The organism is Corynebacterium sp. MSK019 (assembly GCF_030232425.1).
Taxonomy (GTDB): Bacteria; Actinomycetota; Actinomycetes; order Mycobacteriales; family Mycobacteriaceae; genus Corynebacterium; species Corynebacterium jeikeium_D.
Window position 1 is genome coordinate 105123 of the sequence record NZ_JASPJT010000007.1, and the last position, 26623, is coordinate 131745.

18 protein-coding genes are annotated in these 26623 nt (G+C 59.8%); 6 read left to right on the forward strand and 12 right to left on the reverse strand.

What is annotated here, in order from left to right:
- Positions 1-702 (reverse strand): YigZ family protein, encoded by a 702-nt coding sequence (locus QP982_RS06605; RefSeq protein ID WP_502870637.1) that lies wholly within the window; start codon positions 700-702, stop codon positions 1-3.
- Positions 703-832: 130 nt separating this feature from the next.
- On the opposite strand from QP982_RS06605, the gene treZ reads away from it, so the two are divergent.
- On the forward strand, positions 833-2749 hold the full coding sequence (gene treZ / locus QP982_RS06610; RefSeq protein WP_284870333.1) for a malto-oligosyltrehalose trehalohydrolase: 1917 nt from the start codon (positions 833-835) through the stop codon (positions 2747-2749).
- Here the strand turns inward: treZ and QP982_RS06615 are convergent.
- From QP982_RS06615 to dnaE, 3 genes are all read right to left on the reverse strand, one after another.
- On the reverse strand, positions 2746-6426 hold the full coding sequence (locus QP982_RS06615; RefSeq protein WP_284870334.1) for a hypothetical protein: 3681 nt from the start codon (positions 6424-6426) through the stop codon (positions 2746-2748). The two genes, treZ and QP982_RS06615, sit on opposite strands and share 4 nt — an antisense overlap.
- A 106-nt stretch (positions 6427-6532) precedes the next feature.
- The gene (ilvA, locus tag QP982_RS06620; RefSeq protein WP_284870335.1) at positions 6533-7828 is read right to left on the reverse strand and encodes a threonine ammonia-lyase IlvA; all 1296 of its coding nucleotides are present in this window, start codon (positions 7826-7828) and stop codon (positions 6533-6535) included.
- 56 nt (positions 7829-7884) lie between these two features.
- Positions 7885-11442 (reverse strand): DNA polymerase III subunit alpha, encoded by a 3558-nt coding sequence (gene dnaE, locus QP982_RS06625; RefSeq protein ID WP_070856471.1) that lies wholly within the window; start codon positions 11440-11442, stop codon positions 7885-7887.
- A gap of 243 nt (positions 11443-11685) precedes the next feature.
- On the opposite strand from dnaE, the gene QP982_RS06630 reads away from it, so the two are divergent.
- The 3 genes from QP982_RS06630 (at position 11686) to QP982_RS06640 (ending at position 14644) form a co-directional block, all read left to right on the forward strand.
- A complete protein-coding gene (locus tag QP982_RS06630; RefSeq protein ID WP_016422979.1) occupies positions 11686-11850 on the forward strand; it encodes a hypothetical protein in 165 nt (54 codons plus the stop codon).
- Positions 11851-11930: 80 nt separating this feature from the next.
- On the forward strand, positions 11931-13220 hold the full coding sequence (locus QP982_RS06635) for an alanine racemase (RefSeq protein WP_049190443.1): 1290 nt from the start codon (positions 11931-11933) through the stop codon (positions 13218-13220).
- Positions 13217-14644 carry a D-arabinono-1,4-lactone oxidase gene (locus QP982_RS06640; RefSeq protein WP_048734784.1) on the forward strand — a complete coding sequence of 476 codons (1428 nt, stop codon included), beginning with the start codon at positions 13217-13219 and terminating at the stop codon, positions 14642-14644. Before QP982_RS06635 ends, QP982_RS06640 begins: the two co-directional genes overlap by 4 nt.
- Here QP982_RS06640 and rarD read toward each other — a convergent pair.
- The 4 genes from rarD to lspA form a co-directional block, all read right to left on the reverse strand.
- Positions 14641-15609, reverse strand: coding sequence for an EamA family transporter RarD (gene rarD / locus QP982_RS06645; RefSeq protein WP_049190448.1), 969 nt, complete (start codon positions 15607-15609; stop codon positions 14641-14643). The genes QP982_RS06640 and rarD overlap by 4 nt on opposite strands.
- Positions 15610-15732: 123 nt before the next feature.
- The gene (locus QP982_RS06650) at positions 15733-16458 is read right to left on the reverse strand and encodes a hypothetical protein (RefSeq protein ID WP_048734791.1); all 726 of its coding nucleotides are present in this window, start codon (positions 16456-16458) and stop codon (positions 15733-15735) included.
- Positions 16455-17366, reverse strand: a complete 912-nt coding sequence (locus tag QP982_RS06655; RefSeq protein ID WP_042389388.1) for an RluA family pseudouridine synthase — start codon at positions 17364-17366, stop codon at positions 16455-16457. The genes QP982_RS06650 and QP982_RS06655 overlap by 4 nt, the downstream gene beginning before the upstream one ends.
- Positions 17367-17434: 68 nt before the next feature.
- The gene (lspA, locus tag QP982_RS06660; RefSeq protein ID WP_016422985.1) at positions 17435-18004 is read right to left on the reverse strand and encodes a signal peptidase II; all 570 of its coding nucleotides are present in this window, start codon (positions 18002-18004) and stop codon (positions 17435-17437) included.
- Positions 18005-18094: 90 nt separating this feature from the next.
- On the opposite strand from lspA, the gene QP982_RS06665 reads away from it, so the two are divergent.
- Positions 18095-19123, forward strand: coding sequence for a hypothetical protein (locus QP982_RS06665; RefSeq protein ID WP_241482437.1), 1029 nt, complete (start codon positions 18095-18097; stop codon positions 19121-19123).
- Between the two features lie 170 nt (positions 19124-19293).
- On the opposite strand, the gene QP982_RS06670 is transcribed toward QP982_RS06665, so the two are convergent.
- Complete coding sequence (locus QP982_RS06670; RefSeq protein ID WP_070600860.1) at positions 19294-20070, reverse strand: WKL family lipoprotein; 777 nt, start codon at positions 20068-20070, stop codon at positions 19294-19296.
- A gap of 100 nt (positions 20071-20170) precedes the next feature.
- Here QP982_RS06670 and QP982_RS06675 point away from each other — a divergent pair, with 100 nt between their 5' ends.
- Positions 20171-21148 carry an asparaginase gene (locus QP982_RS06675; RefSeq protein ID WP_502870638.1) on the forward strand — a complete coding sequence of 326 codons (978 nt, stop codon included), beginning with the start codon at positions 20171-20173 and terminating at the stop codon, positions 21146-21148.
- Position 21149: 1 nt separating this feature from the next.
- Here the strand turns inward: QP982_RS06675 and QP982_RS06680 are convergent, their stop codons facing one another.
- The 3 genes from QP982_RS06680 to ileS form a co-directional block, all read right to left on the reverse strand.
- The gene (locus QP982_RS06680; RefSeq protein ID WP_016422989.1) at positions 21150-21812 is read right to left on the reverse strand and encodes a sugar O-acetyltransferase; all 663 of its coding nucleotides are present in this window, start codon (positions 21810-21812) and stop codon (positions 21150-21152) included.
- Positions 21813-21878: 66 nt separating this feature from the next.
- Positions 21879-23345, reverse strand: a complete 1467-nt coding sequence (locus tag QP982_RS06685) for a DNA polymerase IV (protein ID WP_284870337.1) — start codon at positions 23343-23345, stop codon at positions 21879-21881.
- Between the two features lie 15 nt (positions 23346-23360).
- Positions 23361-26621, reverse strand: coding sequence for an isoleucine--tRNA ligase (ileS, locus tag QP982_RS06690; RefSeq protein WP_284870338.1), 3261 nt, complete (start codon positions 26619-26621; stop codon positions 23361-23363).
- Positions 26622-26623: the final 2 nt, after the last annotated feature.

A 26623-nucleotide genomic window follows, 5' to 3' on the forward strand; every position in this document is an offset into this window, starting at 1 on the left:
TTAAGCGCGCAGCTCCCACCAGATTTCGCCACCGTCCGTAGACGGCTCGCTAGCTCCCTTAGTCAGCGCCTGCATTTCGCCGTCAAGCTGGGCAATCCCATCGGCAGTCACCGCGATGGAAAACTCCACGTTCTGGCCCCACCGCGTTTCCACGATCTCATAACCACGAGCACGCAATTCCGCTTCGATGCGACCGGCATCTGCGGCGGAGACACTCACTACTCTCAAGGCTCTTTGCACGCGCCGCATGCGCGTGACTTTTTCTAGACACTCTGAGACCGAATCTGAATAGGCCCTCACAAGCCCACCCGTGCCTAATTTGATGCCGCCAAAATAGCGGATCACTACGGCGGTGACATTCGTCATTCCAGAGCCCTGGAGCACATCGAGCATTGGGCGCCCTGCCGTGCCACCAGGTTCACCGTCATCTGAGGATCGCTCCACCCGATTCCCTCCGACGACCTCATGAATGTATGCGCTGCAGTGGTGGCGAGCATCCGGGTACTCCGCCTTGGCCAAATTGATGACCTCTCGGGCGCTGTCTTCGTCGTCAGCACGCGCGATCCACGTAATGAAGCGAGATTTCTTAATCTCGATTTCATTCGTGACGATGTCACCGCCGGCGGGGACAATCAGCTCGATGTCACGCTGATTCTGCGTCGCTTCGGTCGAAGTGGATGGCTCGGTGGTCATAGTGTCCATTGTTGCCTATGGGCTTAGTGCACACCCAATCACCGCCGCTCGGTACTTTTCTCGACCTCACCTTTGACTCCCCTCGAATCCGCGGTGTTCGAAAACGGTTCCCCTGTGCCCATCCGCTGACTGACCTACCATGGTGCCCATGAGCAACTACCGAGTCTGGGCCCCGTACGCTTCCGAAGTCCGTCTGCTGTTGGGCAATCCTGACGCGCCAGCGATTTTGGATATGCATCCCATCGCTGACGCGACCGATGACTACGGCGCCAACTCTGGTTGGTTTGAAGCTGATGTGGCTCGCACACCGGGGGATCGCTACGCATTTTCGCTGCGGGCACATGCGGGATACGGCGCGCCTGACGACGAATCGGGGGACCACTCCTCCCCCGCTGTCGGTGACTGGACAATACCGCTGCCAGATCCGCGTTCCCAGTCGCAGCCGGATGGTCCGCATGGTTTCTCCGAGGTCGTTGACCTGGGTGCCTATAAGTGGAAGGACTCGGCCTGGTCGGGCCGGATTCTGCCAGGAGGTCTGATTTATGAGCTGCATGTGGGCACCTTCAGCGATTCTGGTGATTTCGAAGGTTTGGTGGAACATCTAGACCATCTGATTGAGCTGGGGGTAACACATATTGAGCTGATGCCAGTGCAGCCTTTCGGTGGTGACCGTAATTGGGGCTATGACGGTGTGTCCTGGCACAGCGTGCACGAGGGCTACGGTGGCCCGCGGGGTCTACGGAAGCTGATTGATACGTGCCACCGAAAGGGTTTGGCTGTCATCTTGGATGTGGTCTTTAACCACTTTGGTCCAGACGGCAACTATGTGGGATTTTTCGGCCCCTACACCGCTGGTGGCTCGACGGGTTGGGGTGAGGTTGTCAACCTCACTGGCGACAACTCTGATGAGGTGCGTGCGTATATTTTGGATGCAGTGCGCCAATGGCTGGTGGATTACCACGTCGACGGTCTTCGTCTGGACGCAGTCCATGCCCTGCATGACGAGGGGGCATTCCACATTCTGGAGCAGATGCAGGTTGTCGCAGACACTGTCGCAGCCGAGACTGGTATTCCGCGTTCTTTGATTGCAGAGTCCGACCAGAATGATCCGCGTTTGGTCCGCCCGCGCGCTGCCGGCGGCTTTGGCCTCAACGCTCAGTGGGATGATGACGTCCACCATGCACTGCACACGCTAGTATCTGGCGAGGACCACGCCTACTACTCAGACTTTGGGTCGGTGGAAGCGCTAGCTAGTGCTTTGGAAACTGGCTTCTGGCATACGGGCACAATGTCGACGTTCCGTGGTCGCACTCATGGTCGTCTCTTCGACCTGTCTGTACAGCCCATGCATGCTTTCGTAACGTACACGACCACACATGATCAAACGGGAAACCGCGCTGTCGGTGACCGTCCGTCGATGAACCTCACCCCGGCGCAGCAGGTTTTAAAGGCAGCAGTTATCGCCTGCAGTCCTTTCACCCCGATGCTCTTCCAAGGTGAGGAATGGGGCGCCTCTACCCCGTTTGCTTTCTTCTGTTCCCATGAAGATCCGGAGCTGCAGCGGCTCACGCGCGAGGGACGCCTACGTGAGTTTGCCCGTGCCGGGTGGGATCCGAAGGAGGTATCCGACCCATCCGATCCAGAGACCTTTAACCGCTCGAAGCTCAATTGGCAGGAGGTCTCGGAGGGCTCGCACGCCACTATTCTGGCGGCCTACCGCGATCTCTTCGCGCTGCGGAAGTCACACCCGTCGCTTCGCACTCCGTGGTCGGCATCTGTAGTGACTGAGTATGACGAGGACAATCGTTGCCTCGTCGTTGTGCGCAGCCAGGATGAGCGCGAAATGGGTGCCCGAAACTCGGATGCCTTTGAAACTGTCGCTTTGGTTGCGAATTTCTCCGACGCCGAAACCAGCGTCAGCCTGGATTCCGAGTTCGGTTCCGCCCACCTGCTACACACTTTTGAGGACGCAGCAGCCAGCATCATCAATGACGAAGCTGCTGGTCCCGAAATCTCGCTTCCAGCGTGGGGCTACGCTGTCGTCTCGCTCAGCTAGTCAGCCGGATTTTCAGCCTCGGTGTCGGACTCTTCCTCATCCGCCGCACCCGACTCGGATGCTGGCCACGGCAGCTCGGTGACATCACCGTGGAGGGCGTGAGCCACCAACGCGTCTGCGATGAGAATATCGCTCATCACCAACGTCGGAACCAGGTCCGCCAGCTGAGCCCACATCGGAATCAGCTCACGGACAGCGGCGACACTGGCATCAGAATTCTCAGCCTGAGTGCGGGCCAATACGCGGGCAGCCACTGCAATAAGCAGTGACGTTCCCGGCACCAGAGTCCAGTGCAGCGAAGGATCATCCGCATCGATGCCATCGAGCTTGTGGAAGCGCACATTGACCGCCTTGCGCAGTCGTGGAGACGCCTTCGACACCGTCTTAAACAACACCCGAGAGGCAGCGGCAAGCTGGGTCATCACACCGGATTCCACAATCTCAGCGCGATTGCGTACCACTTCGTAAATTGCGGTGAAGCGAGCGTCATCGTCGGTCAGCGGACCCGGGACCATGCGGTAGGAATCAAAGACCTGCGACAAAATAGCGCTGGCCTGCGCTTCCGGCAGCGAGGTAATCTGCACCGAGCTCTGGTCGATAGTGGCGGACTCCAGAGTGGTGTCCTGGCCGCTGGCGGCAATGTCCAGCAGTCCCTGGCCACCAGTCGTACGTAGGTAATCCAGCTGACGAGAACGGTCCACGCTCTCATCAGTGAGATCCGCCAATGCTGCCAAGGCACCGAGCCACGGCACACGGCGACGCCCCGGCACTGGCTTAGTAGCGCTGAAGTCTCCCAGAACGAGTCCGGAGGCGATAAACATACCCGGCTGATCGTCCAACGCGATGACTGAGCGGTTCAACGCTGCCAGACCAGCGCGTGGTTCAGCACACAAGATCGCACCCAACCTAGGCGCGGCCAGCAGCGGATTCGCCTGCGCCATGTCGGTTGCACGACCGGCGCGCAAGGTCGCCAGTAGCGTCCACAAACGTGCGAGCTGATCCTGATTTAGCTCGCCCCACAGTTCCTGCGCGCGAGCAACGGGATTGGTGTCCTCGCTGTCGAGATCGACAGCCTCGGCATCATCAACATGATGCAAAATGGTCGACCCGGCCGCCGGCCACTGCGGATGGCGTTCCTTTTCTACGCCGAGAGTCACCTGCGCGACGAATGGGCCAAGGCCGCGGAGCTCGTCGGGAAGCTCGCATTCACCCTCCACGACTTCCAGGGCGACGGGTTCGCGCCACGGCTGACCGGCGGCCCAGAGCCACAGGGTCATCGGCAAATGCGAAACATCGTCAGCGACATCAACCTCGATGATGTCAGTGGCTTCATCGTTGAAGGCAATCTGACGGATGGCATCGCGGGAGGAAGCCTCCACCAGCGGTACAGACAGGCGCTTACGTCCCGTCACACGAGTCCAGTCCAAGCTGATACGCAAGGCCTTCAGCAGAGAGATACGGTCGGCAAACTTGCCGAACTCCGCGTAGCCAGTATCGCCGAAACGCTTGATGGGGACGCGACAGATGTCGCGCTCACCGCTGGAAACTGCAACATGCGCATGGCGCAGCTCGCCCGGGGCATTGACGACAATCTTGCCGAAGGCATCGACACGCTTCGGGCGGGTGACCAAGGTAGTGGTGCGGCGGGCGACGGATTCGTCGGCAAGCGGAACCTCAAACTGCAGAGTGCCTGGCGTGACCTGCAACTGCAGCCATGCGCCCTCGTCGGTGGAAAGCTCGACGGTACCTGTGACTTCGTCCGCCCCGAGGCGCACGATAGCGGGCTCGGCGTCGAGCGGCTTGTCACCGGAGACAACGCGAATGTCAGCGGGGCTCAGACCATCGATGGTCGGGATGCGGAAGCCGTCACCACCACCGCTGTAAGTGATAGTGAGGTCAGCCTGCTCCGCAATGGCGAAGTGCTTCTGGAAGCTGCGGCCACGCGGATTGACCAGGCGAACCACGAACTCGCCGACCCACGGGTAATCATCATCGGTAAGGATCTCAACCTCGCCACCCGCGGCGGGTACCTCGAGGTCATAGACCATGACGGAATCCGTGGTAAACGCACCGTAACCGCCAAAATCGGTGACGATGGCACGCCAGGACTCATCCTTCCCGGACAGCGTCGGCGGAAACACGGCAACCGGACCGCCAGCGTAAACCGGGGTGCCGTAGGCAGACACCGTGCCGTCGAGTCGCGCGTGGGGCATGGTCATTCGCGGTTGACGCTGCGGTGACGCCGACCGAACCTCGCCAGCCGCCCCGGACCGACGAACCTGAACTGCATGAACATCGCGAAGATCGATCTCAGCGACTTGCCACAGCTCCCAGTTGAATGGGCGTGGGTCCGATAGCAATGGCACCTCAGCACCGGTGACGGGGTCAACGAGTGTGGCATCAACCGGGTAGACCACCGTGGCGGAAGTCGAGTGCAGCGAGACCTTGTCTGTGACCGACTGACCGTCGGCACCGAAAATGAGAATCGGGTCCTCAGTGCTAATCGCCGGGACTCGCCAGTGCTTCTCATCGCCGATTTCCACCAGCACATCGCGCACCGGCTCATCAATGGTCACCACTGGACGTGGCAGCGAATCCTGCAGGCCCACCACCGGCGTCGTTGCTACCGTGCCGCCGAAGGTGACGCGCCAGGTCCGCCCCGCCGGGTCCAGCGGCGTCGGTAGCTGTACGCCAACGGTCTGTGTCAGCTCATCGAAGTACAGCTGTGGGCGGCCGGTCGTTGCCACCACGCCCACGGCTTCACGACGGTTCGCAGTACCCGCCGGACGCATACGCAGCTCTTCACGCGCAGCGGCCACCAGTATGGGCGGCAGCCCCGCGTCGAGCTGGCCCAGCTCTTCCCGAGCTTCCCAGTTGGCCGGATCAGCGGCGGTGGCAATGGCGTAACCGAGGGTTGCCTTAAACAACTTGTGTGCCTGGCGGGGTGCCGTCCTGGCCAACTGACGCAGCGCCAGCGGGTAGGCACCATCTTCCGCCTCCGCGATTTCGGTCAGCAGCCCCTCGAGCAGCGGATGTACCTTCGACAACGCCTGTACCAGGTCATTGGCCGAAGGATTGGTCAGCTCCGATACGCCCGCAAGCTCCTCACAGCGCTCGATAATCAATGGCATCACTGACAGCTGAACTCCCGCGTGCAGCAAAAGCACCTGTGCCGCTTGCTGCAGCTCATCCGAGTCGGCCTGGTTGCTGTCGACGTCGTTAGGCAAACCGGCATTGGCTAGCATTGTCGGCACTGCGGCGGCGAGGTGCGAGATGAGCGCGCCGGTGGCATCGGCGTCTGGATTCAGCTGCAGAGCCGCCGGCCAGTCCAGCCACATTTCGCTTGCCGACGCAACACGCGCGGCGCGCCCTACCAGCGAGGCGAGGGTGACCAGCGGGTGATTGTCAACGACGCTCTTCGCAGCATCAATATCGGCAGCGGTACCACCAGCCAGATGATGGGCCAGGAGCGTTCCCAAGAAGCGGTCGATACGCTCAACCTCGTCCATCGACAGCCCTGACCAGACAAACAATGGCTCAACTTTGGCCTGTGTGGCAGATTCCAGCAGCCCTGGAATCCGGGTGGCCAGATCCTGCTCTGCGGCAGCCAGCCACATTTCGACAATCACGGTATTTTCCACTCGGACACCCTGGTCGACACTGCTTGCCCCAGTCATTATGGGTGGACGCTCCCTTTCGCTACAAAGCTTGCTCGAAAAGATTCATTTAATTAATGGACCTGGGAGGACTCCCTCGGAAGTTTCCCAGCTGGACCCAGCAAGTCTAGGTCAAAAAGTCATACTCTGGTGTGCCGGGCACTAGTCGGCGGCACTTCAGCGGCGAGGCATCCATGCGTGCCAGCAATTCCTCGAGGTCAGAAGCATGACGCAGCTCAATACCGACGAGCGCCGCGCCAGTTTCGCGGTTGTTCCGCTTGAGGTACTCGAACTGCGAGATGTCGTCATCCGGGCCGAGAACCTCGCTGAGGAACATACGCAGCTGGCCGGGCTTCTGCGGGAAGTTCACCAGGAAGTAGTGCTTGAGGCCGCGGTAGACCAGCGAGCGCTCCATGATCTCGGCATAGCGCAGCACGTCGTTGTTGCCACCCGAGATGATGCAGACAACAACCTCGTCTGGCTCGAACTGCATCTGCTCCAGAGCTGCCACAGACAGCGCACCGGCCGGCTCAGCGATAATCCCTTCGTTCTGGTAGAGATCCAGCTGCGCCTCACAGACCGCGCCCTCTGGCGCAATCATCGGATGGACACGATTGCGGTTGGCCTCCAGGATGTGCCATGGCAGATCACCAAAGCGGGCCACCGCGGCGCCATCGACGAACGGGTCGGTGTGCCCCAGCGTGATCGGGCCGTTGTTCTCCAGGGCTGCTCGCATACAGGCTGCGCCCGCAGGTTCCACGCCCATGACCTGGGTGTTCGGCGACATATCCGACAGGTACGAGGTGACACCGCTGAGCAGGCCACCGCCGCCGACCGGTACGCAGATGGTATCCAGAGTCAACCCCTGACCGGAGAGCTGCGCAATGATTTCAGCTGCGACAGTGCCTTGTCCGACGATGGTGTTGAAGGAGTCGAATGGCTCCACCATGGTTGCACCAGTGCGCTGTGCGTCGGCACGAGCAGCAGCGGCGGCCTCATCGAAGGAGTCTCCGACAACGACAATCTCAACGGCATCGCGGCCGTGGTATGCGATACGGTCGCGCTTCTGCTTCGGCGTGGCATTGGGCACATAGATGCGCCCCTTAATACCCAGCTGACGGCATGCGTAGGCCACGCCTTGAGCGTGGTTTCCTGCAGATGCCGCAACGACGCCTGCTGCCCGCTCTTCGTCGGTGACTTGGACCATGGCGTTGTAGGCACCGCGAATCTTGTACGAGCGCACGTCCTGGAGGTCTTCCCGCTTGAGGAATACCTTAGCGCCGGTAATTTCGGAAAGACGTGGGCTGAACTGCAGCGGAGTGGCCGCAATAACCGAAGAAATTCGTGCCTGCGCAATCTGAATATCGGCCGCGTGGACAAGTCGGCGTTCGGGCTGGGAAGCAGGCACAGAATTCTCACTCATGAGCTATGACTCTACTCGGTCATACAATCGGTTGCGACAATCAGGGCCACGATAAGCTACCCCAAAATACTGGCCCCAATCGTCGCCTTCAAATCACCAATCAAGCTGGCGTCCCGGTCGACCCGCAAGTGCTCGCCGAGAACCAAAGTGGTGTGGGAATCGCCGTCGACAAGCTTGAGATAAACGTCGGAGTCGCCGGGGTTATCCAACAGGACTGACTTCAGCTTGGCAATCATCTCCGGTGTGCACTGATCAGTGCGCATGGTCAGACGCAGCGGCGCCGAAGTGGAGCCATTGCGGCCAAGATCCGGCAGCTTCAGGTCATCACAGACCACACTCATGCGGTCATCGCGGTACTGAACGCGAGCACGAATAAGCACGATGGCATCTTCAGCAATGCTGGTGGCAATCATCGCGTAGGTTCTCGCAAAAGCCATAACCTCCACGCGCGCGCCGTTGTGGTCCTCAATACCGATAATCGCCCAGGGCTGACCGTTCTTATTCACGCGACGGTCAACGCTGGAGACAATGCCACCAATAGTGATTTCGGTGTTGTTAGCGACCTCCCCACCGACGACCGTGGTCAAAGCGGTATCGGTCTGCGCGGCCAGCGATTCTTCGAACCCATCGAGTGGATGACCGGAGACATAGAGGCCCAGCATTTCTCGTTCCAGGGTCAGCTCGTGCTTGCGATCCCAATTTTCATCCGGCACACGGATTTCAAAGATGCTCTCCGAACCGGTGTCCTCTTCCCCACCGAAGCCCGCAAACAGGTCGAACTGTCCCTTGTCTGCAGCCTTCTTGGTCGACAGCACCGAGTCAATGGCTTCTTCGTGAATGAGCGCAAGGCCCTTTCGTGGGTGCCCAAGCGAGTCGAAAGCGCCAGCCTTAATCAGCGACTCGGTGATGCGCTTGTTACATGGCAGCGTTTCAATCTTGTCCAGGTAGTCCGAGAAGGACGTGAACTTGCCCTTCTCCTCGCGCGTCTTCACAATCGACGCGACCACATCATGGCCAACGTTACGGATAGCGCCGAGGCCGAAGCGAATATCTTCACCGACCGGCTCGAAATCCATACCCGACTCATTGACATCCGGCGGCAGCACCTTAATGCCAAGGTGGCGACAGTCCGACAGATAAATAGCCAGCTTGTTCTTATCATCCGCCACCGAGGTCAACAGCGCCGCCATGTACTCAGCGGTGTAGTTGGCCTTCAGATACGCGGTCCAGTAGGACACTAGGCCATAGCCCGCCGCGTGGGACTTGTTAAACGCGTACGAGGCGAAGGGCAGAATAATGTCCCACAGCTTCTGGACAGCATCCTTGGAGAAACCATTTTCCAACATGCCGCCTTCGAAGTTCACGAACTCCTTGGCCAACACCTCGGGCTTCTTCTTACCCATGGCCTTACGGAAACCATCTGCTTGACCCGCCGTGTAGTTCGCCAGCTTCTGCGAGATCTTCATGATCTGCTCCTGGTACACGATCAGGCCGTGCGTTTCTTCCAGGATGTCCTTCAGCTGCTCATCCAGCTCCGGGTGGATGGCGTTGTAGGGCTTGCGGCCATTCTTAATATCTGCGTAGTCAAAGTGCGCGTTCACGCCCATCGGACCCGGACGGTATAGCGCCAGCGATGCCACGATGTCGTCGAAGCCCGTTGGCTGCATTCGTTTAAGCAGCTCACGCATGCCGCCACCATCGAGCTGGAACACACCGAGGGTGTCACCGCGCGACAGCAGCTCATAGACCTTCGGATCATCGGTCTGAAGATCATCGAGCATAATTGTCTCGTCCCGGTTGGACTTGATGTGCTCAATGCAGTCACCGATAACCGTCAGGTTTCGAAGACCCAGGAAGTCCATCTTCAACAGACCAATGGCTTCACATGCCGGGTAGTCCCAGCCAGTGATGATCGCGCCGTCAGCCTGTCGCTTCCACATCGGGATGTGATCCAAGAGCGGCACCGACGCCATCACCACGGCACACGCGTGCACGCCGGTCTGCCTAACGACGCCTTCGAGACCACGAGCTGTCTCGTAAATTCGAGCCACATCCGGGTCGGTTTCAATAAGCTGTCGGACCTCGGCTGCCTCGCCGTAGCGTGGATGCTCCGGGTCGACGATGCCGCTCAGCGGAATGTCCTTAGCCATAATCGCAGGTGGCAGCGCCTTAGTAATGCGGTCTGCAATCTGGTAACCCGGCTGACCGAACTGCACACGCGCCGAGTCCTTCAGAGCCTGCTTGGTCTTCACCGTACCGAAGGTGACCACCTGCGCCACCTTATCTTCGCCCCAGCGATCGGCAGCGTAGCGAATCATTTCATCGCGGCGGCGGTCATCGAAGTCGATATCGATATCCGGCGCGGACGGACGTTCTGGGTTCAGGAATCGCTCGAAGAGCAAACCGTGTTCAATCGGGTCAATATTCGTAATCCACGTCGCATACGCGACCAGGGAACCGGCAGCGGAACCACGCCCCGGACCGACCTTGATGCCCACCTCGCGGGCATGACGAATCAGCTCCGCCACGATGAGGAAGTACGACGGGTATCCCTTACCGTCAATGACCTCAATCTCATACTCCGCGCGCCGGATGTACTCCTCCGGTACTTCGCGCCCCTCAAAGCGCTTGCGCAGCCCCTCCATCACGTTGTGATGCAGCCATGTCGTCGGCGTTTCCCCTTCCGGAACGTCCGCCTTCGGCATGCGATCGTGCGGGTGCTCCTCCCACAGCTCGTCGTAGTCCTCGACGCGCTCTGCGATGAGCAGCGTGTTATCGCAGGCACCCGGGACTAGGTGATCCCAGGTCGCGCGCATTTCTTCGGCGGACTTAATAAAGTAGCCGTCACCGTCGAACTTAAAACGGTCCGGGTCATTGAGCGTCTTACCCGTCTGCACACAGAGCATGGCCTCGTGAGCCTTGGCCTGGTCACGGGTGACATAGTGGCAGTCATTCGTAACCAGCGGCGGCAGGTTCAGCTTCCGGCCAATCTCCAGTAGCTCACTGCGCACACGGGTCTCAATATCCAGCCCGTGATCCATCAGCTCAAGGAAGTAGTTTTCCTTGCCGTAGATGTCCTGCCACATCCCGGCGGCCTGCAGAGCCTCGTCGAACTGCCCCAGGCGCAGACGCGTCTGCACATCACCCGACGGGCAACCAGTGGTCGCGATAATGCCCTCGGCGCGTTCTGCCACCAACTCGGCATCCATACGCGGGTACTTACTAATTTGTCCCTCATACGACGCCATCGACGACAGGTAGAACAGGTTCCGCAGGCCCTGCGCATTCGCAGCCAACATGGTCTGGTGCAAGTAGGAGCCACGACCCGAGACGTCGTCTCGACGCTGATGCGGTTCACCCCACTGAATGCGCTTTTTATTAAAACGGCTCTCCGGCGCCATATATGCCTCAATGCCGATGATTGGCTTGATGCCCTTGGACTTCATCTGCCGATAGAACGCATTCGAGCCAAACATATTGCCATGGTCGGTGACACCGACCGCAGGCATTCCCTGTCGCGCAACCTCGTCGGCAAGCAAATCAATCTTCGCCATACCGTCGAGCATGGAGTACTCGGTGTGATTGTGGAGGTGCACGAAGGAGGAGTTAGCCATGAGTCCAGATTGTAGACAATCCCCCGGACTGAACAAGATTCCTTCGAACACCCAAAATGAAGCAGCCCCTTATGCCTGCACAGTTATAGCTAAAGACGTGTGCAACATCACTCTTACTTTTCCTTTACTTTTCAAAACCAGTTGACAATACTCAACACCACGGTTCGTGAGGAAGTCCTCATATTTCCTCGCGGCCATAGAGAAACACACTGCCCTCAAGCAAAGAACCAAAGGAGCAATACAGTGTTCGCACCACTTTCCGATGGCCACTTCACCTACTTCCCCAAGCCCGAGCTTGACGAGGTTCTTGCAACCATCGACCGCCGCCCAGTTGCCGCCGGCTACCTCATCGATGGCGATGTCATCACCTCCAACATGGATGCCGCCCGCTACAGCTGGCTGGTCTAAAAGGGCGCAGACCTGGAAAATTCTGACTTTCTTTTCAAAATCAAAGACAGTACAGGTTTTCAATGATTACGTTTTAGGGCATGAAACTTTCTCGAGCTTCTGCCCCGGAGTCCTCGGACACATCCCGCCCGGCTCCGACATCGATGTCTCACCTGCCTGAAGCGCTGCCGCCGCAGACGCCCCAGACAGCCCGCCCGCCACTAGCTACCGACACGCTGCTTAACTGCACTTCCCTTCCTGCAGTCGTCGTCGACCTCGCGGCGGTCGAAGCCAATGCCCGCGATATGCTCCGCCGTGCAAACGGGATGCCTATCCGCGTGGCCTCGAAATCGATTCGCATTCCACAGCTTATTTCGCACGTCCTGGCCTTCCCCGGTTTCCAGGGCGTGCTGGCATATTCACTGGCAGAGGCGCTGTACCTATTCCGAGAAGGCATTAGCGACGACATCGTCGTCGCCTACCCAACTCTTGACGCCCGCGCTATCTCAGAGCTTGCCGACGATGATGCAGCGCGTGCCGCCATCTGCGTCATGGTTGACCGTCCCGAGCATCTGGAGGCGCTGGCGTCGTCGGCAAGCGAAAATGCGCCAATCCGCGTGTGCATGGACGTCGACGCATCCTTTCGTCCCCTCCCCGGCGTGCATATCGGTACGCTGCGCTCAAGCCTGTTCTCGCCGAAGCAGGCAGCGGCGTTTGCCAAGCAGATCATTGCCCACCCGGAGCTGCAGCTGGCCGGAATCATGATGTATGAGGGACACATTGCCGGAGTGGGCGATGCCGGAAACTCCCTGCGTGCGCGCGCAATTCGAGTGATGCAGGCCGTCTCAAAGAAGGAATTGGCAAAGCGCCGCGCGAAGGTTGTCGCTGCAGTCGAGAAAGTGGCGGGGCCGCTGGAGTTTGTCAACGGTGGTGGCACGGGGTCGCTGGAGTCGACGTGCGCCGAGGCCGCAGTCACCGAGGCAGCGGCGGGGTCGGGGTTCCTGGCACCAACCCTCTTCGATAACTATCGCGCATTCAATCTGCGCCCGGCGTCCTGGTTTGTGTTGCCGGCGACGCGACGCCCTAAGAAGGGCGTGGTCACGGTGTCCGGCGGTGGTCGAATTGCCTCTGGACCGGCGGGAGCTGACCGGCTGCCAACCCCCTGGTACCCCACTGGCCTGCGCTACGCGGCAGAGGAAGGACCAGGTGAGGTGCAGACTCCGCTGCTCGGCAAGACCGCCGACGCAATTTCGCTGGGAGATCCCGTGTGGTTCCGCCACGCCAAGGCCGGCGAAATAGCCGAGCACACACAAGAAGTCATTGCAGTTCGAGATGGCGCCATCATCGCCCACTGGCCCACGTACCGAGGAAAGGGATTGATCTTCACATGAGCAATTCACGCAACAACGCCCGCTTCACAGTCTCTACAGTTGAGTCCCGCGTACCACGCGTACGTCGGCGTGCGCAGGCAAAAGCCGTCGCCAACTCTCATTGGAGCAATTGGGCGCACACGCAATCGTGCACCCCGTCCTACACTCATCAGCCGCACGATGATGAGGGCGTTATCTCGGTAATTAAAGCGGCGAAGACCGAAGGAACTACGGTGCGCCCGCTAGGGGCCGGTCATTCTTTTACTTCCGTGGCCACCACCGATGGGCACCGCATTCAACTCGACCGCTGCTCTGGTCTGGTCGAACTCGACGCCGCCAACCAGACCGCCACGCTGCGTGCCGGCACTCGCCTGCGCGACACTCCAGGTATTCTGCGCCCGCTCGGTTGGGCACTTCCCAACCAGGGCGATGTCGATCCGCAGTCGCTGGCCGGTGCTATCTCTACTGGCACACACGGCACCGGGCTTGGATTCACCGGCTTCGCAGGCACCGTGAAAGGATTCAAGATTGTCACCGCGGATGGCGTCGTCAGGCACTGCCATCCGGACGCTGAGGGAATCGACGGCGAGCTCTACCGCCTCGGACGGCTGGGACTGGGTGTCTTCGGCGTGCTTACGGAGGTCACGATGTCCGTCGTGCCAGCGTTTGATCTGCACGCCGACGAGCACCGCGAAGAGTTTGATTCCCTGCGCAAGAGTTTCGCCGAGCGCTGCAAAGAAGCTGACCACCTGGAGTTTTTCTGGTTCCCGGGACAGCGCGAGACGCTGGTCAAGCACAATACTCGCATTGAACCGCAGCGCCACCGCCGCCCGAGCCGCAATAGCCTGAAGCAGCGCCTGGGCAGCGCGCGTACGTATCTTAACGACGAAGTCGTCAACAACATGGGACTCTTGGCGTGCTGCGAGATTGCTAAGGCCATTCCCGCTACGACCGATACCATCAACCGGATTGCCACCAACACCGTGCCAGAGCGCAGCTACTCCAATGAGGCGCACAAGGTCTTTGTCTCGCCGCGCCGAGTGCGTTTTTCCGAGATGGAGTACTCCGTCCCGCTCGAGGCCGCTTCCGATGTCCTCGGGGAAATCCGCGACGCGATTGCCCGCAAGAGGATGAAAGTCTCCTTCCCCATCGAGGTGCGCTCCGCGAAAGCCGATGATGTGGCCCTATCCACTGCGTACGGTCGCGACAGTGCCTACATCGCCATCCACCGCTACTGGAAGGAAAATTATCGAGAGTACTTCAACCTCATCGAGCCGATTTTCAAGGCCCACGAAGGTCGCCCGCACTGGGGCAAATTGCACACGCTCCGCGCGGAGGATTTCGCGGAACGTTATCCGCTGTTCGGCGAGGTCCAGGCACTACGGGAAAAGGTCGACCCGCAGGGAATCTTCCTCAACGAGCACCTGCGCGAACTTTTCTGCTAATTATCTGCCGGCTTTACGACGTCCCGGGTAACCGCCCCATCCGTCTGGTCGGCGGCATCGTCGGAAACCGCGGCCGGTTCAACACCGGCCTTGTGGAGTTCCCGGCGTACCCGACGCTGCCGGCGCATCTTCAGGATGAGGTCGCAGATGAACAGCGCGACGGCACCCCAGATGATGAAGAATCCGATCCAGCGCTCCGGTTCGAGCTGCTCGCCCAGCACAGTGACTGCCAGGGTGATTTGGAGAACTGGAGTCAGGTACTGCATCAGGCCCAATGTGGCCAACGGCAGGCGCTTGGCACCTTCGCCGAAGAGAAGCAACGGAATGGCGGTAGCAACACCGGCGCTCATCATGAGCAGCACGTGACCAGTTCCTTCGGAGGTAAAGGTGCTCTGCCCGTTGTAGGTCAACCAGAGGATGTAGGCCAGCGCAATCGGTGTGATTACGGCGGACTCGGCCGTCAGCGAAGCTGCAGAGGAAAGCGATACCCGCTTCTTCATTAGTCCGTAAAAACCGAAACTGAACGCCAGCGCCAGCGCACCCAACGGCGGATGTCCCACACCAATTGTGAGAACAATGACCGCAATGGTTGCCAGGATGACACTGCCGAGCTGCAACCGCGAGATGCTTTCACGGAAGAAAATCATCGCCAACAAAACGCTGACCAGCGGGTTGATGAAGTAGCCGAGCGCAGCCTCCGCCACCTGCCCATTGTTGACCAGGTAGACGTACACACCCCAGTTGACGGAGATCAACAGTGCGGCAATAAAAATAGTGCCCCAGGTCTTGGCACTCGCGGCCTTCAGCTCTGGCCATGCGCGCATGAAGCTGAGGGCAATGACCATAAAGACAAGGGTCCAGACGAATCGGTGCGCCAAAATCTCTACGGCCCCTGCTGGTTCCAGCAAGGGGAAATAGAGCGGAAACAGCGCCCACAAAAGGTACGCACCGAATGCCTGAATCACTGTTGACTGACTCCTTTTCGTTCTCGTTGAAACTGACTGCGTACTGGCGGCAGAGTTCTAGCCGCTTCATCCTAGTCGTTTGGATTTGGGCACTCAGTTCTGGCTTCTATTAGTTCTGACCGCTTAGTTCTGGCTCAGCCCCGGCGCAAAGAGCGGATCTTTATCCGTGAAGCCGGAACTCAGCACCGGGCGAATACCAAAACGGCCACGCGCCGCATCTGATGGCAGCGCCTCGACAGCTTTCACATCGGGCATTTTCTTGACATCCATCAACGATTCAGCGTCACCATAGACCAGTAACCCGTTGAAGCCGAGCCGTTCGTCGTCAATCGCGACGTCTGCGTAAGCAGCTGCTAACTCCAGCTGATCTTGCAGCAGCTTTTCTTCGCTCGCTGTTTTACTCGGCTGCGGCAAATACCGGGTGCTCACACCGCCGATGATTGCAGTCGACACTCGCAGAGAGGGCTCTTTTTCATAGACCTGTGCCGCTTCTTGCGCATCGAGCAGCCGGTCAAAAGTCACCATCGCCCAGAACTTCGGGTCCTCCACGACTGGCTGGCCGGTCTTTAGCCGGTAGTCCTCTTTCTTCATATTCGCGAGGGACTCGTCGGCACGCTCTACGTACTGCTCGGTTGCTTCCCACGGGTCCGGGCCGAGCGCATCGCCGTTGAGATTTTGCGGCTTGCTTACCCGATCGGAAGTCGAAGCGACTGCTAAAACAATCACCAATATGACAACACAGAAACCAGAGATCAGTGCCATCACTGGCGAAATACTGCCGTCACCAGTGCTTTTCGCACGAGTTTCACGGCGTGGTGGGTTCTTGGATCCCGATGGGGTCTGCGTCATGCGCTCTGCCTCAAAACTTCCAATGCGTGGTTCAAATCATCTGGGTATGGACATTCGATTTCCATCCAGCGCCCATCTGCCGGATGGTGGAAACCAAGCGAGACCGCGTGAAGCCACTGGCGGTTGAGCCCCAGCCGCTTGGCCAATGCCGGATCGGAACCGTACATGGGATCGCCGCAGCATGGGTGATTCAGCGCAGAGAAGTGCACGCGAATCTGGTGCGTGCGCCCAGTCTCTAGATTCACCTTCAGCAGCGTTGCTGGGGCGAAGGCCTCAAGCGTTTCGTAGTGCGTCACAGCATGCTTGCCATCCTGGCGGACGGCAAAGCGCCAACCCGCCGAAGGATGACGGCCAATCGGCGCATCAATTGTCCCCGACAGCGGATCCGGATGCCCCTGAACCAGAGCGTGATAGGTCTTGGACACCTCACGGTTTTTGAACGCCCGCTTGAGCACGGAGTAGCCCCGTTCGGAGCAGGCGACAACCATCACGCCAGAGGTGCCAACATCGAGGCGATGCACGATGCCTTTTCGCTCGGGCGGACCGGAGGTAGAAATGCGGAAACCAGCAGCCGCCAGTCCGCCGATAACCGTTGGGCCTTCCCAACCGACCGACGGATGTGCGGCCACACCGACAGGCTTGTGAACAGCCACCAAATCGGAGTCGTGGTAGAGCACGTCCATGCCCTCGACGAGTTCCTCTTTGGGAACCAATGGCTTTTCCACCGGCGGCAACAACACAGAGAGGAAAGCGTTTTCTTCCAATCGGTCGGACTTACCAACGCTCACGCCATCGACCGTGATGTCCCCAGCCGCTGCCAAATCAGCCACCGCTGTGCGCGAGAGTCCCAGCAACTTAGCCACACCGGCGTCTACCCGCATACCGGCCAAGCCCGGTGGAACGGGCATCTGCCGGGTTTCTCGGTCGGGCTGGTGCGCTCCCCCGAGTGCTGCACCGGTATTTACTGCATTGTCGTTCACTGCTGTCCTCCCTCCGCCGACTGCTTCTGATCCGTCTGGGAAGATTTCTTCTCCGCTGCAATCTGATCAGCGAAGAGATCCGGCTCCTTGGAAAAAACCATCCAGATAACGAGGATAATAACGCCCACTGTAATCGCGGAGTCCGCGATATTAAATACGGCAAAACCCTTCACCGACAGGAAATCGACGACGTGGCCGACGTAGAAACCGGGTTCCCGAAACAGCCTATCGATGAGGTTGCCCAGCGCACCACCAGCAATAAGCCCCGCTGCAGTCGCCGATATAGGACTGCGCAGCCAATGGGAAAAGCACATCACAGCCAGGATGTAAACCAGCTGCAACGTGGTAAAAACCCAGGTGGCGTTCGTGCCAAAGGAAAAGGCCGCACCAGGGTTAAAAACGAGCCGCAACTCGAAGAGATCGCCGATCACCTGCACCGCAGGACGGCCATCGAGAGTCTTCAAAGCGATAATCTTGGTCAGCTGATCAATGATCGCAACTGACACAATAACCGCAGCGAGAATCCCCCGCCGCGGGAAATATGTCCTCGTTTCCTTCTTAGTCACTGTCCCATAATGGCCTAACAAACCCATATTCAGCCAACTGACACCGCCCGGGTGGTTCATATCCACCACGAAACCGGTACGCTAACCGGTGTGACTCGACGTTTCCAATCTCAGTTTGTTCCGGCCTCCTCTGCTTTACGACGTGCAGGAGGCACCACCTCCTCGTGGTTCCGTCGACCTAGCCGCAGCGACCAGCCTGGTCACACCAAGCGTGGCCTGCTGGCGAGGGTCGGCACCGCTGTTGTTGCCGCTACCACTGTGGTGTCATTGGCCGCGTGCTCGTCGGAAAGCTCGGTGGAAACGCAACCCGTGGACGTTGCACAACCCAAGGTCGAATTGACCAGTGCTGGTAGCGGTGAGCTGGCGAGCGTGCGCTGGAAGGACGACGGTGCAGAGCAGGAGTCGACCGTGGCGGTGACGCAGGGCTTCGCGCAGCGTGGCGGAAACGCCGATAGCGACCAGACGTTCCCGGACACCCGCCTGGAAATCCCCCTGACCAGCACTGTTACCAGCGATAACGATACTCGTGTGGTGACGTCAGAGGTGGGTAAACCCCACGGCTCCAACGATGAGCTGAATGAGGATATCGCTACCGCACGGGGCTTTATCTCTGATTGGTCAACAACGGCCACTGGTGAGGTCAAGGAACTCAAACTGGGAGCGCCGGAGAAGGCGACCGACACCGCTCGCGCTGGTGTGGAGATGGCGCTGCAACAGCTGCATTCCGTACCTATCGTCTTCCCCTCCGAGGACATCGGAAAGGATGCAACCTGGACGGTCGAAAGCGAGGTCGAAGGCCAGACCACGATGACGCAGAAGGTGACCTATACCCTGCTCAGCCGTGCGGGCGACATTGTTAATTTGAAGGTCGATGTCAAGCAGGTGCCGACCGTCACGGAGTTGGACACTGGCGGCGAGGGTGCACTGAAGGTTGTCGAGGCCACGACTGACATGCTTGCCGACCGCGTCACCATCGACCTGACTAAGCCGCTTCCGATGAAGGGCAACATCGACTTTGTGACCTCCGTGACCTACGGCGACGGCAACTCCGATGTGCGCATCACTCAGCAGACGCACCGCGGGCTGGAGTTTAAGGACGGCAGCGGGTCGAAGAAGTAGCCCAGAAGAAATAGCTCTGGCCAGCGCAAGGTTAGAAGACGAGAAAGTGTCTAGGTTTATGTCACTTTTCTTCCCAAAAAATGGGCGGAACTGTCATAAACCTAGACACTTTCTTTTGTCTGCCCAGTGCACCCGACCGGGCTAGGCTGTGATGTCTGGGCCAACGGCACCTAAGCCGGTGGAGGCGGAGGAGGCGCGTCCTCCGCCGGAGCCGGAGCCGGGGCCGGCGCAGGAGGCGGGACCTCCTCAGCCGGCGGTTCAGGTGCAGGAGGCGGAACTTCCTCAGCGGGTGGTTCGGGCACCGGAGCCGGGGCTGGCTCCTCGACCGGTGCTGGGGCCTCCTCAACCGGAGCCTCTTCAACTGGGGCTTCTTCCTCCGGCTCAGGTGGCGGCGGAGGGGTTTCGCCCGGCGCGAGGCAGAACCCAGGCTTGTGCTCCGGATCAAGCGTCGATGCCAGGTTGCAGGCCCATTCCTTGCTCAGCATCCAACGGCCATCCCTGTAAATGAAGTCCACCTGATCCACGAGCATCGGATCTTCCTCCGGGCGGAGGATATTGACACCGGCTACGGCCTGCTTCGTCGTGAAGCCGGGCGTGATCGGATCAATGACATCAAAGCTGATTTCCTGCTCATTGGCACTATTGGTGACAATGTCGAAGAAATCGCCGGCAGTATCGCCGTCCTCAATGGTCAGCGCCTTTTCCTCGATAGGTAAATCGGGGTTGATAAGGCGTGCGAGGACGTCGTTAAGCTCTGCGCGCGTCGGCAGCATGATGACGGGTTCCGCCGAGCTGGATGTCTTCGATTCAGTCGTCGGCGCTGCAGTATTGCCACCACCGCAGGCAGCTAGCCCAAGTGCGCTGACCGAGACCATCGCCGCTACTGTCACACCACGCGCTGTGCGCCAACGCATTCCGCTAACGCGCTGGTTGCAGGGGACTTTCATATGTGCACTACTCCAATAAAATCTGCATGAAGATTCGCTGGCTTCACGCCTTCCATAATCCTACACAAGGCCAAAACATCGCCTGGGTAAGATGGTGGACATGTCGACTCAGGATCATTCCCCGGCTAGCTCGACCTCGTCTAGCACGGCCTCCCCTCGCCGAATCGTTGTCATCACCACCGGCGGCACCATCGCCTGCACCACGGATCACAGCGGTGCGCTAACCCCGACCATCTCGGGCACGGAGCTTGTCGCAGCGGTCGCGCAGCGTTATCCAGAGGGCATGTTAGAGCTGGAGGTTCGTGAGCTCGGGATGCTGGACTCGTCGAATCTCGCGTTCACCGACGTTGACCGTATTCTCGCCACTATTCACGAAGTGCTTGACGACGACTCCGTGGACGGTGTCGTCGTAACTCATGGCACGGACACGATGGAGGAAACGGCCATGGCTGCCGATATTTTCCATGCTGACTCGCGTCCGGTTGTCTTTACTGGTGCACAACTTCCCTATGATCATCCGGAAACCGACGGACCGGGGAACCTCTTTGAGGCCGTGACCATTGCTTCCGATGCCTCTGCGCAGGGAATTGGCGTTCTTATTGTCTTTGGCCACGCAGTCTTGCCGGTACGAGGTGCGACGAAGTGGCACACAACCGATCCTTTGGCTTTTGCCACTAATGCACCGGAGGAGCCGGTTCGTCCAGATCCGCTGCCTCTGGCGGCTTTGGCGGGCTCGAAGGTAGAGATTATCCCCGCCTACTTGGGTGCAGATGGATCACTGCTAGATTCGGCAGTCGCCGCCGGTGCACGCGGCATTGTCGTAGAGGGCCTGGGGTCGGGCAATGTCTCCGATGAGTTTGCCGCTGCCATTGACCGGGCCATTGCGGCTGATGTGACCGTCGTGATGGCAACGCGCGTTCCGCGCGGTGATGTCCACGCCGCCTACGGCGGTGCCGGTGGCGGTGCGACGCTGGCTCGGCACGGTGTGATTAGCGCTGGTTGCGTGCATGCACCGCAGGCGCGCATCATTCTCGCCGCCGCGCTGGCTGCGAATGTGCATCCGCAGACGCTGTTCTAATTCACGCCTCGATGATGCGGATGATTTTCGCCGGGTTTCCAGCCACAACTACGCCCGCGGGAACGTCCTTAGTCACCACGGCACCCGCGGCGACCACAGAATTGTCGCCGACGTGAACACCGCCGAGGATGATGGCTCCGCCACCGATCCAGGCATTGCGTCCGATGATGATTTCATCTCCAGACTCTAGATAAGCGGCGCGGGCCTCAGCTCCCAGTGGGTGTACTGGTGGAAGCAGCTGTACGTTGGGCCCGAGCTGCGCATAGTCGCAGATTGTCACCTTCACCACGTCAAGTGCGGTGAGCCCAAAGTTGATGAAAACGTTGTCGCCGATGTGGATGTTATCGCCGTAGTCCAGGTAGATCGGCGGGCGAACGGTGCTGCTCTCTCCGAAAGACCCCAGTGCCGGTGCTAGCACTTGCTGTGCTGCCTGCTGGTCTTCGCGGAATGCGACCTCAAATTCAGCGGCCACCTGGCCAATTCGCACGTTCAGAGCCTGTGATTCCGGATGATCGGCGATATACCACTGACCGTTCAGCATGCGCTGGCGGTTATCCAGACCGTCGTCGGGAAGTGTGGTCGACGGATTCGGATCTCGATCGGTGTTGCGCAACGAGGCGCGGCGAGCTGCCTCGAGCTCTGCAATGCGGGATGCGGTAGTCATAGTGCCCCAGTTTACGGACAGCGCATAAACAGAGAGCCGCGAACGGCACTGAGGCAGTCAGCCATATCAAGCATCCGCGTCGGGGCCGAGATCGTCTTCGCTTTCCCGCTCAGGTTGCGGCAAGTCGAGAGCTGCTGCTTCGTCGGATGCCAGCCACTCCGGCCAGTCCAAACTGCACACCGCGGAGCACGGACGCAGCTCCGGGTCGTCTTCCTTCAACGTAATCATGCGCCCGGGGCCACTGGTGCGGCTTTCAAAGCGGACGGTCACAATCCCGTGCCCCGAACCCTGCACCCAACCATGTCCGTACTCGCTGTGGTGTACGTCCGAGGTGGGTGCCCACTTGGAGTCGGAAAGCCGAACGGTCGGCAACGCACCGGTTCCAGATAGCTCGACCAGGCCGGCGGGAGCGTCGGAAAGCGCAGGTGCTGGTACTCGATCTTCGACGGTGATTGCGCGGTCGAGCTCAGGAAACAGGACTTCTTGTATGTGCGAATCCAGCCCGGAGAAACCGACCCCCACCAGTCGCACTGGGCCGACCTCCGCGGGCGTGAACGCGATTCGGTGCGCCACAGCCATAAGAGTGTCGAAATCCTGTGTGGCGTAGGCGAGCGTCTCAGATCGGGTATGGATGCTCAGGTCGGACAGACGCACCTTGCAAGTGATGGTGCGGGCACCACGGCCATCTTTTTTGAGCCGTCGAAAAGCGGACTCACCTGCACGATCGACGGCGGCGTGGAGCTGAGCCTGCGACTCCAGATCCTCAGGGTAGGTGTACTCCGCCGATACAGACTTGGCGACATCGCGCTCCTTAACCGGCCGATCGTCTGTCCCCTGCGCCAGCTGCCACAGCATCACACCGGTTTTGGATGTCAGCGAAACCTCAACATCGCGCTGGGACATGGCGGCAAAATCACCAATCGTCTCCACGCCCAGCGTGTGCAGTTTTGCAGCGGTGACAGGGCCGATGCCCCAGAGCTTCTCTACCGGCAATGGGTGCAGAAGCTCGTGATTGCGTGCGGGGTCCAGCACGTACACGCCATCGGGTTTCGCCAGGCCGGAAGCAATTTTCGCGAACTGCTTGCCCGCGCCCGCGCCTATCGACGAGGCCAAGCCGGTCTCCCGCCGGATATCTGCCCGCAGCTGCTCCGCCCAGGCAATGACCTGCTCCTTCGAGGCTCCCTGAAGCTCTTCGGGTTCCATGAAAGCCTCGTCGACGCTAAGCTGCTCGACCACGGGCACGCGCTCGCGGATTACAGAGAACACGCGGCGCGACACCGGCCCGTAGATGCCCTTGCGCGCACTGACCGTCACTGCGGTCGGTGGCATGAGACGACGTGCGCGAGCCATCGGCATAGCCGAGTGCGCGCCGTACGTGCGGGCCTCATAGGAGGCACCGGCGACCACACCTCGACCGCCCAGTCCGCCGACGAGAACTGGCCGCCCGCGCAGAGTCGGGCGAGTGAGCTGCTCGACCGACGCGAAGAACGCGTCCATGTCGATGTGCAGAACCCACCGCCCGGAAGTCGGCATAGAGATTACTCTCCCCTACTGCTTGGCAATATCCGCCGAGCAGCCGTCCGCCACGTCGTAGCTCAGGGACTCTCCGCCAGCGACGACCTCGAAAGCAGTTGCGAGAACCTCGCGGGCGATGAGGTCAGCGTGGCGGTTGGCCCATTCCTCACGCTCGGACGGGACCTGCAGCTTCACCGAGATACGGTCGGTGACCTCGAGGCCAGCGTTCTTGCGGGCATCCTGCAGACCACGGATACGGTCAGCGGCCCAGCCACGGGACTCCAGGTCCTCGTCGAGCTCGGTGTCGAGCACAACCAGACCATTGACACCGTCGACCTCAGCGGTGGAATCCGGCGAGATCGCGACCAGGTTGCGGGTGTACTCGCCCTCCTGCAGCGGAATGCCATCGGCGACAACCGCGCCGTCGACAACCTCGTAGTTGCCAGACTTCACAGCCTTGATGACCTTCTGGACATCCTTACCCAGGCGCGGACCGGCCACGCGAGCGTTGACGGAGACCTCGAAACGTCCCACCGAGTCCACGTCGGAGGTGAATTCCACCTTGTCGACGTTGACCTCGGAGGAAACGATGTCGGTGTAATCACGCAGACGTTCGGCATCCGGGAATGCCAGGGTTAGCTTCTTCAGCGGCAGGCGGTTACGCAGCTGGTTGGCCTTGCGGATGCGCGATGTTGCCGAGCAGACATTGCGGACAATGTCCATGGACTCAACGAGTTCGTCATCGGTCGGCAGCTTGTCGACGTCCGGCCAATCCTCCAGGTGCACCGAGCGGCCGCCAGTGAGCGAGCGCCAGATGACCTCGGTGGCCATCGGTAGCAGCGGAGCAGCCACGCGGGTGAGAACCTCCAGCACCGTGTACAGGGTGTTGAACGCCTCTGGGTGCTTGACATCGCCGGCCCAGAAGCGGTCGCGGGAGCGGCGCACGTACCAGTTGGTCAGTGCGTCACAGAACTGACGGACCTCATCGGTGGCAGCAGCAATGTCGGTGTTGTCCAGGCACTCAGTGACAGCACGGACAGTTGCTGCAAGCTTGGCCAGGATGTACTTGTCCAGGATGTTGTCGGAGTCCACTGACCATTCGGCCGGCTTGGAAGCGTAGAGCTGCAGGAACGAGTATGCGTTCCACATCGGCAACAGTGCCTGGCGCACACCCTCGCGAATGCCCTGCTCGGTGACAATCAGGTTGCCGCCGCGCAGAATCGGGCTGGACATGAGGAACCAGCGCATGGCGTCGGAGCCGTCGCGGTCGAAGACCTCGTTTACATCCGGGTAGTTGCGCTTGGACTTACTCATCTTGTTGCCGTCATCACCCAGCACGATGCCGTGGGCGACGACCTTCTTGAACGCCGGGCGGTCAAACAGTGCAACAGACAGGACGTGAAGCAGGTAGAACCAGCCGCGGGACTGGCCGATGTATTCCACAATGAAGTCGGCCGGTGCGTGGGACTCGAACCACTCCTTGTTCTCGAACGGGTAGTGGAACTGCGCAAACGGCATGGAACCGGAGTCGAACCAGACATCCAGGACATCCGGGACGCGGCGCATCATGGACTTGCCGGTCGGGTCGTCCGGGTTCGGGCGCACCAGCTCGTCAATCTCCGGGCGGTGCAGTGTGGTCGGGCGAACGCCGAAGTCCGCCTCCAGCTCATCGAGGGAACCGTAGACGTCGACACGCGGGTACTCGTCGTTGTCGGAAACCCACACCGGAATAGGCGATCCCCAGTAGCGGGTACGGGAGATGTTCCAGTCACGTGCACCCTCGAGCCACTTGCCGAACTGACCGTCGCGGACGTGCTCCGGCATCCACTCAATCTCGTTGTGGTTGAGCTCCACCATGCGCTCGCGGATCTTGGTAACGGACACAAACCAGCTCGGCAGTGCCATGTAGATCAGCGGCTCGCCCGAACGCCAGGAGTGCGGGTAGGAGTGCTCGATGGTGCGGTGCTGGACGACGCGGCCAGCGGCCTTCAGGTCACGGATGATGTCCTTATTGGCGTCAAAGACCAACTTGCCCTGGTACTCCGGCACCTGCGAAGTGAACTTACCGTCCATGTCCACCGGAATGATGACATCAATGCCGTATTCATTACAGGTGTTCATATCGTCTTCACCGAAGGCCGGCGCCTGGTGGACCACACCAGTACCGTCCTCGGTGGTGACATAGTCCGCCACCATAATCTGGAAAGCGTTCAGGTGATCTGCGAAGTAGTCGAAGATCGGCTGATAGGTCAGGCCTTCCAGGTCAGCACCAGCGAAGGTAGCCACGACCTCGTGTTCCTTGCCCAATTCCTTGGCGTAGGCACCAATCAGTGCTTCTGCCAGCAGGAAGGTCTTACCTGCAAACTCCGGCACGGAGGAATCCTCGCCGACCTTAACTACGGCGTAGGTGACCTTCGGGTTCACGGCCAGACCAAGGTTGGACGGCAGCGTCCACGGCGTGGTGGTCCAAGCGATAGCCGCAGTGTCAGCGAGCACCGGGTTGTCCGCCAGCGTCTTCTCCGCTGCCGAGCCCGCCTTGGCGCCGGTGAACGGGAAGGTCACGGTCAGGGTCGGGTCCTGCCGCATCTTGTAGGAATCATCCAGGCGGGTCTCCTGGTTGGACAGCGGGGTGTGCTCTGCCCAGGAGTACGGCAGCACGCGGAATCCCTGGTAGACCAGGCCCTTGTTGTAGAGCTCCTTGAAGGCCCAAATCACGGACTCCATGTAACTCATGTCCATGGTCTTGTATCCGCCGTCGAAATCAACCCAACGCGCTTGACGAGTGACATATTCCTTCCACTCGCCCGCGTACCGCAACACCGACTCAGCGCAGTACTTGTTGAAGTTAGCCAGACCCATTTCCTCGATCTGGCCCTTGTCCTTAATACCGAGCTGCTTCTCTGCCTCCAGCTCAGCTGGAAGACCGTGGCAGTCCCAGCCGAAGACGCGACCAACCTGGTAGCCACGCATGGTCTTGTAACGAGGGACGATGTCCTTGACGTAACCGGTCAGCAGGTGACCGTAGTGCGGTAGACCGTTGGCGAACGGCGGGCCATCATAAAAGACGTATTCGTCAGCACCATCACGCTGATCGATAGAGGCCTGGAAAGTGCTGTCCTTGCCCCAGTACTCCAGAACCTTTTCCTCCAGTTCCGGAAACTTCGGGCTGGAGGTGTACTTACCAAAGTCAGCAGTGCGCGGATACGCGCCACCTGCCGGAGTGGCCTCAGCAGAGGCATTTACATCGTTCGAATTAGACACCGTTTCTACGTCACTTCCGTGGTCGAACATCATTA